Below are 12189 nucleotides of genomic sequence, written 5' to 3' on the forward strand. Positions count from 1 at the left end.
GTCTTCTTTGACCTTTCTTGTGTGTCGGGGCCCCTCTGCCCCGACACGTTATGGGAGTTGCGCCGCGAGGAGGGCGGCAGTCCGAGACCCCGTCAGCCGCGGGTGCGGGACGGGATATCGAGTCCGTGTCGTTCGTTCAGCAGCTGGCGCGTCTGCTCGAGCTCGGCGTCGTGACGCGAGCGATCCCAGCCGAGCATCGGCGCGAGCGCGTCGGCGATCTCGTCGAGGACCTCGGCATCGGCGCCACCGGTGAACGCGATGCTGGTGCGACGCAGGACGACATCCTCGAGGCGCGCCACCATCTCGTTCTGCACCATCCACTCGAGTTCGCGCGTGGAGAGGGCGCCGCCGGCAAGCGGAGCGTCCGTTCCCTGCTCGACGTACTCCCAGACCTGGGCGGCCCGGGTGCCGTAGCGGGCGAGCAGCTGATCGGCGCGGGCACCGGCGCCGGGAAGGTTCTCCTGGATCCAGATGCGCTTGGCCTTCTCGGTGCGCGGGAACTCCCGGCCGCCGCCGATCGCGCGTCCCGCGGTGGAGACGGTCCTGGTGCGGTCGATGAGGCCGAGCACGACGTCGGAGAGCGATTCGCCGAGCGCGCGGAACGTCGTCCACTTTCCGCCGACGAGGCTCACGAGGGGGACTGCGCCCTTCTCGTCGACTTCGATGCGATAGTCGCGGGAGACGAATCCGGGAGCGGTGTCCTCATGGCGCGGCAGCGGACGGATACCAGAGAACTTGTACACGATCTGGTCGCGTGCCACGGGGATCGTCGGGAAGACGTGGTGGATCAGGTCGAAGAAGTAGTCGACCTCCTCCTCGGTGCACACCGGCACCTCGCGCGGGTCGGCGTCGATGTCGGTGGTGCCGACCAGGACGCGTCCCTTGAGCGGGTAGATGAGCACGATGCGGCCGTCGGAGTGCTCGAAGAAGATCTCCCGCCCCCGCGTCGCCTCGAGCAGCTCTGGGTGATCCAGCACGATGTGCGAGCCCTTGGTGCCGCCCATGAAGCGGGTGTCCGTGCCCAGCGCGTCATTGGTGAGGTCGGTCCAGGGGCCGGAGGCATTGACGACCACGTCAGCCTGCACCGTGAACTCCGTGCCGCTCTCGCGGTCGCGGAGGACGACCTTGTCGCCGTCGCGGGCGATGGCCTCGACGTAGTTGAGAGCGTGCGCTCCCGGGTGCGCCGTGCGTCCGTCCTGCAGCACGTCGAGCGCGAGGCGCTCCGGGTCGTGCATCGAGGCGTCGTAGTACGTGGCGGTGTACTTGATCTTCGGGTCGAGCGAGGGAAGCTCGGCGAGAGACTTCTTGCGGCCGAGGAACCGATGGCGAGGCACCATCCCTCCGTCACGGGAGAAGGTGTCGTAGATGGTGAGGCCGACCTTGATCAGGAACGCGCCCCGTTCCTGGGGCTTTCCGCTCTTGTGCGTGAGGAAGCGCAGGGGAGCGGAGAGGATGCCCGAGAATGTCGAGTAGATCGGGATGGTCGTCTGCAGCGGCTTGACGTAGTGCGGGGCGATCTTGAGCAGGCCGTTGCGCTCCTCGACGGACTCGCGCACGAGCCGGAACTCACCGTTCTCGAGGTAGCGGATCCCGCCGTGGATCATGTGGCTCGATGCGGAGGATGCGCCGGAGGCGAAGTCCCCTCGCTCGACGAGCACGACATCGACGCCCTGCAGAGCCAGGTCGCGGAACGTGGAGATGCCGTTGATCCCCCCGCCGATGACGAGGACGCTGGTGCGTCCGGATTCACGGACGGCGCGAATCTCCGCGCGCTCCGCTGACGAGTGTGTCGAATCGATCATCGTCGACCCTCTCTTCCTTACTTGCCAACCAGCATCGACCTGTGTGACATCCCGCGCAAGCCCACTGCACATATGTGCAAGGATCGAGGGCGAGGAGGTCATCATGGCCGGTGCAAGCGCGGAATCCCGCGACAGCAAGCTGATCGCGGCGCTCACCGCCGCGCAGCTCTACTACATGCAGGACAAGACGATGGAAGTCATCGCGAAAGAGCTCGGCACCTCCCGGTCCTCGGTCTCGCGGCTGCTGAGCTTCGCGCGGGAGAGCGGCCTGGTCGACATCCGGATCAACTCCCCGCTCGAACGCCTCGGCATGCTCGAGCATCGGATTCGCGACAGGCATCGGGTGGCGGCGCACGTCGTGCCGATGCCGGAGATCCTCAGCGAGGTCGAACGTCTCGAGCGCGTTGCGCTCACCGCCGGACGGCTGCTGTCGCAGTTCGTCGACTCGAACATGGTGATCGGCGTCGCATGGGGCTCGACCATCAGTGCGGTGAGTCGCGGGCTCACGCAGAAGGAGACGCACAACACGACCTTCGTGCAGCTCAACGGGGCCGGGAACACGCAGACGACCGGCGTGGAGTACTCCAGTGACATCCTGCAACGGTTCGGCAGCGCCTTCGGTGCACAGGTCCAGCAGTTCCCCGTTCCCGCGTTCTTCGATGACCCTGCCACCCGCGAGGCCATGTGGCGTGAGCGCAGCACTCGTCGTGTGCTCGATCTGCAGGCGAAGATGGACGTCGCCGTGTTCAGCCTCGGCTCGCCGGCCGCCGAGGTTCCGAGTCGGGTCTACGTCGGGGGCTATCTCGGACGCGATGACTATCGCAGCCTTCGGGAGGACCATGCCATCGGCGACGTCGCGACGGTTTTCTTCCGGTCCGACGGGTCCTGGCGCGACATCCGTGTGAATGCCAGAGCCACGGGTCCCGGCCTCGACCGTCTGCGTCGCGTCCCGCGTCGCGTGTGTGTCGTCTCGGGAATCCCGAAGCTGGTGAGTCTCCGCGCGGCCCTGGCCGCTGGCCTGATCACGGATGTCGTCCTGGACGAAGGGCTCGCGAGGCGCCTCGTCGAGGACTGAGTTCGCTGCCCTCGACCGCTAGGGCTCGTCGGTGGAGGACTCCGGCCCGGAGCGGAACTCGCGGATCAGGTGGTGCACCACCGCTGAGAGGTCGCCCCGCGCGGCATCCGCCACCGCGAGTTGTCGCGCGTAGCTTGCGCCTCCCTCCAGGATCGTGGCGATGCCGCCGAACTCGCGACCGCAGCCGAGCTCGACGGCTGTCGGGGTGAGGGCTTCGAGCGTCTCCGTCAGATGCTCGCGCACCGGGCGCTGCGTGCCGTCGGCGTCGACGATCACGCGGGCCTCCAGCCCGTAGCGCGCGGCGCGCCACTTGTTCTCGCGGTGGAACCAGGCGGGAAGCTCCGGAAGTGCCTTCCCCTCGTCGAGCTGTCGTGAGAAGTCCTCGACGAGCACCTGGACGAGCGCCGCGACCGATGCAAGTTCCGGCAGGGTGGAGAGCCCGTCGCACGCGCGGACCTCGATGGTGCCCCAGCGCGGAGCGGGACGGATATCCCAGCGCACCTCGGTCGCGTCGGCCATGACACCCGTGCGCACCATGTCATCGAGGTAGGACTCGTACTGCGACCAGTCGTGCAGCGGCCACGGCAGGCCGGCGGTGGGAAGCTGCTGGAACACGAGTGCGCGGTTGGAGGCATATCCGGTGCGTTCTCCCGCCCAGAACGGGCTCGACGCCGCCAGCGACTGCAGGTGCGGGAGGAACCCGGCGAGAGCGTTGATGATGGGGAAGACCTTGCGCTGGTCCTCGACGCCGATGTGCACGTGGATTCCCCAGATCATCATGTTGCGTCCCCACCACTGGGTGCGCTCGATCAGGGTGTGGTAGCGCGACTTGTCCGTCACCTGTTGGTCGTACCACTGCGCGAAGGGGTGGCTTCCGGCCGAGAGCAGCTCGACACCCGCCGGATCGGTCGCGGCCCGCACCGCGGTGATGGCGTTCGCGATGTCGTCGACCGCATGAGCCACGGAATCGCCGATACCGCTCGTGACCTCGATCGTGTTGGTGAGCAGTTCGCCGGTGACCGTATGACGCTCGTCGGCGCTCTCGGCCTCGAGCGCGGCGAGAAGTTCGGGGGCGCGACCGACGAGGTCACCGCTCGCGGGGTCCGCGAGCATGATCTCCCATTCGAGGCCGACGGTGGACCGGGCGGATGAGGCGAACTCGAGCTTCACCCGCACAGTCTGGCACGCGAGGCATGCGACACGGCAACGGCGGTTTCCCCACGTTTCGCGCCTGGCGCGCGCATCTGGCAGAATAGATGGCTGGACCACCTGCTCGACCCTCTATCCAGCAGGTGTCCACACTCATTTGAGCTTCCGCCGGGTGTGCACCCCACTCTCCAGGCGACCGGTTCGTTTCCTTCCACACAATTCAGGAGAATCGTGGCTGTCAAGATTCGTCTCAAGCGCCTGGGCAAGATCCGTGCGCCGTACTACCGCATCGTCGTCGCCGACTCGAAGACCAAGCGCGATGGTCGCGTGATCGAGGAGATCGGCAAGTACCACCCCACCGAGGAGCCCTCGTTCATCGAGGTCGACTCCGAGCGGGCGCAGTACTGGCTCTCCGTCGGCGCGCAGCCGACCGAGCAGGTCGCCGCCATCCTCAAGATCACGGGCGACTGGGGCAAGTTCAAGGGCGACAAGGACGCGAAGTCCACGCTCAAGGTCGCCGAGCCGAAGGTCCCCTTCGAGATCGACGCGTCCAAGAAGTCCGTCGTCAAGCCCAAGGTCGAGAAGAAGGCCGAGGCTCCCGCTGAGGAGGCTCCCGCCGCGGCCGACGCGGAGGCCGCTGAGGCTCCCGCAGCAGACGCAGAGTAATCCGTCGTGCTCGCCGCCGCGCTCGAACACATCGTCAAGGGGATCGTCGATCACCCGGAGGATGTTCGCATCAACGAATCCACGTCGCCGCGAGGCGACCTCCTCGAGGTGCGCGTGCACCCCGATGACCGTGGACGCGTGATCGGGCGCGGCGGCCGCACTGCGAAGGCCCTTCGCACCCTCGTCAGCGCACTCGCTGACGGGCGTCGGGTCCGCGTCGATGTCGCGGACGACTGACGTGGTGCCGAAGGACCGCAATCAGGGCAAGAACCAGTTGCGTGTCGGACGCCTCGTCAAGGCGCACGGACTCAAGGGTGGGCTCAAGCTCGAGCTGTACACGGACAACCCCGAGGGTCGTTTCACCCCCGGTGCCGGATTCACCTTGCAGGTGCCCGAGGCATCTCCGTGGCACGGCAAGCAGATCACGGTGCGCGAGTACCGCGTGATGAACGGCAATCCCGTCGTCTTCTTCGAAGACGTCGACGACCGTGACGCCGCCGACAGCCTCGTCAGGGCGATCCTCTGGATCGACCAGGACGCTGACGAGGTCGAGGACGACGCATGGTTCGACCATCAGCTCGTCGGACTCGATGTCGTCCGAGACGACACGGTCATCGGGCGGGTCATACGGGTTGAGCACTTCCCGGCACAGGATCTCCTCATCGTCAAGGCCGGCGAAGACGAGGTCATGGTTCCGTTCGTCGCCGCCATCGTCCCGACCGTCGATGTGCAGGAGGGCCGCGTCATCGTGACGCCGCCGCCGGGACTCTTCGAAGAGATCGCAGAGATCGCGGACGCCGAGCCACAGGTCGCCCCGGACGCCGACGCGTCCGCGTGACCGCTGATACGGTTCCTCCGTGCGCATCGACGTCCTCTCCATCTTCCCGTCCTACTTCGACGGCCTGACGCTGTCCCTGCTCGGGAAGGCGCAGAGCACGGGTCTCATCGACCTGCGTGTGCGAGACCTGCGCGACTGGACCTCGGACCGTCACCGGACGGTGGACGACACGCCGTACGGCGGCGGCGCCGGCATGGTCATGAAGCCGGAGCCCTGGGGGCTCGCGCTCGACGAGATCGCCGGTTCCTCCGACACCGAGGACGGGCAGCGACCGACCATCATCTTCCCGTCGCCGGCGGGGGAGGTCTTCACCCAGAAGACCGCACGTGAGTTGGCGACCCGTGAGCATCTCGTCTTCGGCTGTGGTCGTTACGAGGGCATCGACGAGCGCGTGTTCGAGTTCGCCGCCGATCTCGGCGAGGTCCGGTTGATCAGCCTCGGCGACTACGTCCTCAATGGGGGCGAGGTCGCGACCATGGCGATGATCGAGGCGATCGGCCGACTCATCCCCGGTGTCGTCGGCAACCCCGAGAGCCTCGTCGAGGAGTCGCACGAGGACGGACTGCTGGAGTATCCGTCCTACACGAAGCCCGCGTCATGGCGTGAGCGTGCCGTGCCGGACGTTCTGCTCAGCGGCAATCATGCCGCGATCGCCGCCTGGCGTCGCGAGCAGCAGTTCGTGCGGACCCGAACCCGTCGACCCGACCTGCTTGCGGAGGGCGAAGCCGCGTCATCGTGATCGACGGGCAGATCTGAATCCCGTCGGGCCCGGCGTCAACGTCCGCCTCAGAGAATCCGCTCGGACCGGCGTTCGATATCGAAGACCACACCGTGCGGATGCCGTAGACCGAGCGCACTCGATGCGTCCAGCCCTCGCAACTCCGCGCGCAGCATGCGTCCGATCATCTCGTGGCTCACGAGCAGGGGGACGCCCTCGGCCGCCCACCCGCAGTTGCTGAGCGCCTTCCGCGCCCGAGACCTGGCCTGCGCGTAGCTCTCCCCGCCCGGGAATGCCCAGCCGTAGCGGTTGGCGGCGCGTTCCTCTCTGGCGGTCGGGTAGACCTCGTCGATCTCTTCCCATGTCATCCCGGCGAGCTCACCGTGGTCGAGCTCTGCGAGCTCCGGCACCTCGATCAGTTCCGCTCCGATCCGATCGGCGATGATGATCGCCGTCCGCATCGCTCTGCCGAGAGGGCTGGTGCACACGGTGAGCACGTGAGCGCCCACGAGTCTGTCCGCGATCGCGTGGGCGTGGGCGACACCGGCCTCTGTCAGTGGAGAGTCGAGCTGGCCTTGGAGTCGGTGCTCGACGTTCCACACGGTCTGCCCGTGCCGAGCGAGGAGCACACGCTCCGGCACATGACGGTCCTGCGGAATCATGGATTCAGAATGGCATACGCCGCAGTTCCCGGACCCGTGGGTTGTGAGATGAGCCTTGATAACGTCGATTCATGCCTGAACATGCGCTCGCAAGGTCGTTCGAGATCATCGGTGACGATTACGACAGATACCGCCCCGGATTCCCGGAGGCAGCGGCGGCCATGATCGTTCCGACAACCGTCGACGTCGGGCTGGACCTGGGTGCCGGGACCGGCAAGTTCACCGAACTGCTCGTCGATCGTGCGCGGCGCACGGTGGCCGTGGAGCCGTCGGAGCGCATGCTGCAGGTGCTGCGAGTCAAACTCCCCGACGTGGAAGCTCAGATCGGAGCAGCGGAGCGGATTCCGCTCGGGGACGCGTCAGTGGACGTCGTCACGGTTGCCCAGGCCTTCCACTGGTTCGATCGTGACGCGGCCTGCGACGAGATCGCTCGCGTGCTGGTCCCCCGAGGGGCGCTCGGGCTGCTCTGGAATCGCTCCGATCCGACGTGCACCTGGGACCGGGCTTGTCACCGCATCGCTCATCCGGCGGTGTCCGAGGCCGACGCGACGACCGACGGTGCGGCTGAAGAGCTTCCCCATTTCGAACTCGTCCGTCGGGAGGAGATCCAGTGGGCCGAGCGCATCTCGCGCGAACACTATCTTCGTCGATGGGCGACGGTGAGCAGCCTGCTCGTCGCCGAGGAGTCGACGCGTGCGCGGATGCTGGGGGAGATCGGGGCGGTGCTCGACAGTTCAGCGGACACGCGTGGAAGAGAGATGCTCGACCTTCCGCAGGTCACGGACGTGTACGTCTATCGCCGCGCCTGAGAGAACGGCCGCACTCGATCAGTCGACGCCGAGGAACGACCGGTCCGTGAGGATGAGGGGTCCGTCCTCGGTGATGGCGATCGTGTGCTCCGAGTGTGCGCCGCGGGAGCCGTCGACGCTGCGCAGAGTCCATCCATCCGGGTCCGTGACCAGTTCGTCGGTCGTCGCAAGGAACCAGGGCTCCAGCGCGAGTACCAGGCCCGCACGCAGGGGGAAGCCCCGTCCGGCGCGGCCGTCGTTCGGGACATGCGGATCCCCGTGCATCGTGCGCCCCACGCCGTGTCCGCCGAAGTCGGTGTTGATCGAGTAGCCGTCTCCGTGGGCGACGGCAGCGACAGCTGAGGAGATGTCGCCGATGCGGTTACCGACCGTCGCGGCGTCGATCGCTGCCACCAAGGCGCGCTCGGTGGTGTCGATGAGTCGGAGATCTTCTTCGCGCGCGGTTCCGACGACGAACGAGACTGCGGAGTCCGCGACCCATCCGTCGACGGAGACGGCGAAGTCGAGGGTGACGAGGTCGCCGTCGCGCAGCGTGTAGTCGTGGGGGAGCCCGTGCAGGACGGCGTCGTTGACCGAGGTGCAGATGACCTTGCCGAACGGGCTCGCACCGAACGAGGGGTGGTAGTCGATGTAGCAGGACTCGGCTCCGGCTTTGCGGATCATGTCGTGTGCGCGTCTATCGATCGAGAGGAGATTGGTCCCGACCTTCGTCTCGTCGCGCAGCGTCGCTAGGGTCTCAGCCACGAAACGCCCTGCGGCGCGCATCTCATCGATCTCGGCGGGGGTGCGCAGTTCGATCATCGGGTGTGTCCTCTCGTCGTCTCCATTCTCCCTGATCCCGCACCGGTGGATCCCCGACCGCTCTCAGCGAACACCGGGACGCGCGGGGACGCAGCGACGTACGATCTGAGCATGTGGTTGCGACAGGCCTTCTTCCGCTGGCTCCTTCCGGCGGCGTTCCTGCTGCCGCTCTGGCTGCTGATCGGGTGGGGAGTCTTCCAGGGCGGCTGGTCGATCCTCTGGGTGCTGCTCATCGCGATGCCGTCCGTCTTCCTGGGCCAGCTCCTGCTCACGCTGCTCACGCGTTCACGGCCGTCCGTCCGCATCGAGCGCGCCGTCTCCTGGTGGGACGTGGCGGGATTCACCGTGTGGAACGGGCTCACGATCGCCGTCGGATTCTTCATCGACGGGGCGTTCCCCTGGTTGCTCACCGGTGCGATCGTGGCGGGGATCGCCCTGATCTGGTTGCAGCTCTGGCAGCTGTGGAACGAGGCGAAGGGGAGCGGTACCCGACTGCGCGAGACCATCACGTGGTCCACGATCCCGACGGTCGATGAGCCGGCGCCCCCGACGCGCGCGCACGAGATCATCGTGGTGCGGGAGACCGATTCCCGCGACTGACGTCGTCGTTTTGGCCGGGCGCCGTATCCGTGGCAGAATGAATGTTTGTGCTGTGACCGGCTCTGCCACAGGGGAGCCCGCGGACGCGTCTGCTCCGTACAGCTCACTCCTTTTCTTGTTCCTTTGAATACATGCATGCGACCTGTGGCGGGTGCAGAGAGAGACGATCATGCAGATCCTCGACGCCGTCGACGCGGCTTCCCTCCGTTCGGACATCCCGGACTTCTTCCCCGGTGACACCGTCAAGGTGCACGTGAACATCACCGAGGGCAGCCGCTCTCGTATCCAGGTCTTCCAGGGCGTCGTCATCGGGCGCCAGGGCGACAGCGTGCGCGAGACCTTCACGGTCCGCAAGATCAGCTTCCAGGTCGGCGTCGAGCGTACCTTCCCGGTGCACTCCCCGGTGATCGACCACATCGAGGTCGTCACCCGCGGTGACGTGCGTCGCGCGAAGCTCTACTACCTCCGCCAGCTGCGCGGCAAGAAGGCGAAGATCAAGGAGAAGCGCGACCGCTGAGCAAAAGGGGCTCTATTTCTAGAAAATGGAGTCCCGTCCTGATGGACTCAGGGTAGCTCAGTTGGCACGCACTTGGCACGCCATACGCAAGAAGGCCCACCTTCCAAATCCGGAAGGTGGGCCTTCTGCTGTCCTCAGTCTTGGCCCTGCTTATTCCTACGTCGGCGGATGAAGTAGTTCTTGACTCCTACCCTGGCCCAGTGGATCGGATGGCGTCGGCTCTCCTGCCGTCGTTCCCGTGCCATGAGTTCGGTGTACTCCTGTGCGGACCGATGGCGGCCACGGTTGACTAGCTCGGCGTGGAGCTTCTTGGCGCGTTCCAGCGCCTGCGCACGGTCTGCCACTGTGCTCGTAGCTGGAGGGTGCTCGATTTCTACAAGCACGTTCTGGAAGTTCTCCAATAGTCGGAAGTCTGAGGGGCCAAGTACCCGCCTGTAATGATCCAACGGGAACGCACTAGTAGCTGTGTAGAGCTTGGAGTAGGTGAGCGCCGGAGCGAACAAGAGCGGTTCGAGACTTCGAAGGTCTTTGGTCCAGTTGATGCCAACCTCTCGCCTCCGCTCGTTCCTCTGATGAAAATAGAAGGGAAGCGAGAGGCCGAAGCCCAGCACAGCACCGATGATCAGTTCAGGCCAGTTGATTTCCATATGGCCCCGAGCGTACCCGGCTCGTCGCTTTGTCTTCGAGCGGACGAGGTCAGGCGTCGGGAGTTGGGTCTCCGGCTCGAATCGCCGTGACGTATGGAGCAAGGATCGCATTGATTCGCTCGCGGTCTTCTGCTGAGAGTTCGGGCGTCATCGGCCCTTCCCCCGTAATGACTCCGTTACCAATCGCGAACACCGGGTACCCGTGTTCGGTATCGCCCTCGCGGTAACTCTCCTCCCAGTCGCAAGGGAGCGATTCTGGGTTGAACCGCGCGATTTGAATCCGATCGACTATTGCGTTGAGCTGGACCGCCAGGAGCGTGAGCACTTCGTCCTCGTCAGGGGCGACGAACGTCCAGGCATCTTCCTCATGCCACTCTTCCCCGTCTTTTAGGTGTTCCGCCCCCTCCGGAATGTTGCCGGTGGCGCCCGCTGGACCGTGAAGTGCGGCTCGCAGCGCACCGCTCACGTCGTCGACCGTTCCCCAGTTGTAGGGCTGTTTGGCGGCTGGATGATCTATGAGCGTGCGAAAATCGCGCGCCGCATGTAGCTTCGGCCAGTGCTCGCTAAAGAGGGCAATGTCCTTCATCCACTCAAGGAACTTCTCGTTGCTTGTGTGGGGCGGGTTGTCGAAGACTGAGGGGAAGCGCTTCACGAGACTCGCCATGGCTGAGACGACGGAGTAGTAACTCAGGAAGAAGTCCTTCGTGGCTTCGATGAGAGCTGCCTGAACCTCCGGGCTGGGCCGAGTGCTCTTGTCGAGCTTGCTCACCGGAATTCCTCTGCGGCGGGCAGATTCCACCGAGTTGCGGTGACGCAGGAGATCGCCCAACGCGCTACCGAGGGCAAGGACGACGGTTCTTTCGCGGGCGTCCAGGGTGCTGTGATGCGTAGCGATATGCATCCATCGAGCGATGTAGCTGGGCCCTACCCTGAACAACTCTGCTCGCTGCTGCCCCGTGCCGTCATGGTCGATTGGTTCGCGCTCCATACGAACAAGCTAGCGACTCCGGCATGCGGAGACTACGCCTTTTCTCATGCGTTAATTGTTTGATGTTGCGGCAGAGTGTCACTGCCCTCGGCGAGTCTCGGTCGGGATGAAATCTGATTCATGCCCGCCCCCGACCAGGTGGCGACGCAACTCCATAGGCGGAGACGACGGAATTGCATCATCTCCATCCGACCCCCGCTTAGCTGACCGGCAGGCGGGGGTCTTCTCATTCATACGTGTCACCGGGGCGATTGTGCAGAACGCTTTCGAGCCAGGTACTCACGGTTCTGCTTCAGTTTCGCCGCGCGGCACTGATCGCACCGGCACTTTCCGCGCTGGTATCGCGTTGTCGTCCCATGTGGTGCAAGCTCGCCGGGGGGTCTACGGGTGCGCGCACCGGACGGCGTCCTGCTGTTTCTCTTCGCCAGTCGGCAGATGTCGCATCGGCACCCCTTGTCGGCGTACGCCGTGAGGCCGTGCTTGATCGGCTTGACCTCGGGCACGGGTACCGGCTCGGCGGGCACACTGGGATAATTCCGGTTCGTACCCATGAGCGGTCGGCGCTCTTGCTTCTGCTTCGCCGTTGCCGTCCTGGTGATCGGACCATAGGTAACAACTACCGGTCGAGGTCCGGCGTGGGTGGTCCCTTCCTCTGCCCCGACTAGCTGACCACGCCTAGACGGCATCTGCGACACGTCTGCGGGCCTCTCAGGGTTGCGCTCAGCCCATCGAGCACGTTCGGCCAGTTCGGCCTTCAGCGCCTGTTCCGTCGCCCATCTCGTATCGATGTTTTCGCGCTGAGCCATGGCGACGATTCGAGAGCGCTCAGCATCCGTAAGGGCGGTTGCCGTGAGCGCGCAGAGGTGCCGACGGCGGGCCTCAGCTAGTGCGTCGAGACTGCGGATCGCGGATAGGGC

14 protein-coding genes are annotated in these 12189 nt (G+C 65.6%); 8 read left to right on the forward strand and 6 right to left on the reverse strand.

What is annotated here, in order from left to right:
* Window positions 1-92 precede the first annotated feature (92 nt).
* Entirely contained in the window at window positions 93-1802 is a 1710-nt protein-coding gene (locus L687_RS34800) for a glycerol-3-phosphate dehydrogenase/oxidase (RefSeq protein ID WP_021200457.1), read from the reverse strand.
* A gap of 103 nt (window positions 1803-1905) precedes the next feature.
* Here L687_RS34800 and L687_RS34805 point away from each other — a divergent pair, with 103 nt between their 5' ends.
* Complete coding sequence (locus L687_RS34805) at window positions 1906-2877, forward strand: sugar-binding transcriptional regulator (RefSeq protein ID WP_021200458.1); 972 nt, start codon at window positions 1906-1908, stop codon at window positions 2875-2877.
* A gap of 18 nt (window positions 2878-2895) precedes the next feature.
* Here the strand turns inward: L687_RS34805 and L687_RS34810 are convergent, their stop codons facing one another.
* The gene (locus tag L687_RS34810) at window positions 2896-4047 is read right to left on the reverse strand and encodes a glutamate--cysteine ligase (protein ID WP_021200459.1); all 1152 of its coding nucleotides are present in this window, start codon (window positions 4045-4047) and stop codon (window positions 2896-2898) included.
* A 210-nt stretch (window positions 4048-4257) separates the two neighbouring features.
* Here L687_RS34810 and rpsP point away from each other — a divergent pair, with 210 nt between their 5' ends.
* From rpsP to trmD, 4 genes are read left to right on the forward strand one after another with little or no spacing between them, the layout of a single operon-like run.
* Window positions 4258-4692: a 30S ribosomal protein S16 gene (gene rpsP, locus L687_RS34815; protein WP_021200460.1), complete on the forward strand. Its 435-nt coding sequence runs from the start codon at window positions 4258-4260 to the stop codon at window positions 4690-4692.
* Window positions 4693-4698: 6 nt separating this feature from the next.
* Window positions 4699-4929 (forward strand): RNA-binding protein, encoded by a 231-nt coding sequence (locus L687_RS34820; protein WP_017830729.1) that lies wholly within the window; start codon window positions 4699-4701, stop codon window positions 4927-4929.
* Window positions 4913-5530 carry a ribosome maturation factor RimM gene (rimM, locus tag L687_RS34825; protein WP_046398980.1) on the forward strand — a complete coding sequence of 206 codons (618 nt, stop codon included), beginning with the start codon at window positions 4913-4915 and terminating at the stop codon, window positions 5528-5530. The genes L687_RS34820 and rimM overlap by 17 nt, the downstream gene beginning before the upstream one ends.
* Before the next feature lie 19 nt (window positions 5531-5549).
* The gene (gene trmD, locus L687_RS34830; RefSeq protein WP_021200462.1) at window positions 5550-6269 is read left to right on the forward strand and encodes a tRNA (guanosine(37)-N1)-methyltransferase TrmD; all 720 of its coding nucleotides are present in this window, start codon (window positions 5550-5552) and stop codon (window positions 6267-6269) included.
* 47 nt (window positions 6270-6316) lie between these two features.
* Here trmD and L687_RS41595 read toward each other — a convergent pair whose 3' ends face one another.
* Window positions 6317-6910, reverse strand: coding sequence for a histidine phosphatase family protein (locus tag L687_RS41595; protein WP_021200463.1), 594 nt, complete (start codon window positions 6908-6910; stop codon window positions 6317-6319).
* A 71-nt stretch (window positions 6911-6981) separates the two neighbouring features.
* Between L687_RS41595 and L687_RS34840 the strand changes: the two genes are divergently transcribed.
* Window positions 6982-7719 carry a class I SAM-dependent methyltransferase gene (locus L687_RS34840; RefSeq protein ID WP_021200464.1) on the forward strand — a complete coding sequence of 246 codons (738 nt, stop codon included), beginning with the start codon at window positions 6982-6984 and terminating at the stop codon, window positions 7717-7719.
* Window positions 7720-7737: 18 nt separating this feature from the next.
* Here the strand turns inward: L687_RS34840 and map are convergent, their stop codons facing one another.
* Window positions 7738-8520: a type I methionyl aminopeptidase gene (gene map / locus L687_RS34845; protein WP_021200465.1), complete on the reverse strand. Its 783-nt coding sequence runs from the start codon at window positions 8518-8520 to the stop codon at window positions 7738-7740.
* Window positions 8521-8631: 111 nt separating this feature from the next.
* Here map and L687_RS34850 point away from each other — a divergent pair, with 111 nt between their 5' ends.
* Together L687_RS34850 and rplS are read left to right on the forward strand one after the other, a co-directional pair.
* On the forward strand, window positions 8632-9120 hold the full coding sequence (locus tag L687_RS34850; protein WP_031207612.1) for a hypothetical protein: 489 nt from the start codon (window positions 8632-8634) through the stop codon (window positions 9118-9120).
* Window positions 9121-9289: 169 nt separating this feature from the next.
* Window positions 9290-9637 carry a 50S ribosomal protein L19 gene (rplS, locus tag L687_RS34855; protein WP_017830722.1) on the forward strand — a complete coding sequence of 116 codons (348 nt, stop codon included), beginning with the start codon at window positions 9290-9292 and terminating at the stop codon, window positions 9635-9637.
* Window positions 9638-9771: 134 nt separating this feature from the next.
* Here rplS and L687_RS34860 read toward each other — a convergent pair whose 3' ends face one another.
* Window positions 9772-10284: a hypothetical protein gene (locus L687_RS34860; protein WP_021200468.1), complete on the reverse strand. Its 513-nt coding sequence runs from the start codon at window positions 10282-10284 to the stop codon at window positions 9772-9774.
* A 49-nt stretch (window positions 10285-10333) separates the two neighbouring features.
* The gene (locus tag L687_RS34865) at window positions 10334-11053 is read right to left on the reverse strand and encodes a hypothetical protein (RefSeq protein ID WP_152525913.1); all 720 of its coding nucleotides are present in this window, start codon (window positions 11051-11053) and stop codon (window positions 10334-10336) included.
* Between the last annotated feature and the right edge of the window lie 1136 nt (window positions 11054-12189).

Source organism: Microbacterium maritypicum MF109, from assembly GCF_000455825.1.
Classification (GTDB): Bacteria; Actinomycetota; Actinomycetes; order Actinomycetales; family Microbacteriaceae; genus Microbacterium; species Microbacterium maritypicum_A.

Coding starts and splice junctions, on each gene's coding strand:
- L687_RS34800 (WP_021200457.1), bottom strand. CDS start 1,802: ATGATCGATTCGACACACTCGTCAGCGGAGCGCGCGGAGATTCGCGCC.
- L687_RS34805 (WP_021200458.1), top strand. CDS start 1,906: ATGGCCGGTGCAAGCGCGGAATCCCGCGACAGCAAGCTGATCGCGGCG.
- rimM (WP_046398980.1), top strand. CDS start 4,913: ATGTCGCGGACGACTGACGTGGTGCCGAAGGACCGCAATCAGGGCAAG.
- L687_RS41595 (WP_021200463.1), bottom strand. CDS start 6,910: ATGATTCCGCAGGACCGTCATGTGCCGGAGCGTGTGCTCCTCGCTCGG.
- L687_RS34840 (WP_021200464.1), top strand. CDS start 6,982: ATGCCTGAACATGCGCTCGCAAGGTCGTTCGAGATCATCGGTGACGAT.
- map (WP_021200465.1), bottom strand. CDS start 8,520: ATGATCGAACTGCGCACCCCCGCCGAGATCGATGAGATGCGCGCCGCA.
- L687_RS34850 (WP_031207612.1), top strand. CDS start 8,632: ATGTGGTTGCGACAGGCCTTCTTCCGCTGGCTCCTTCCGGCGGCGTTC.
- rplS (WP_017830722.1), top strand. CDS start 9,290: ATGCAGATCCTCGACGCCGTCGACGCGGCTTCCCTCCGTTCGGACATC.
- L687_RS34860 (WP_021200468.1), bottom strand. CDS start 10,284: ATGGAAATCAACTGGCCTGAACTGATCATCGGTGCTGTGCTGGGCTTC.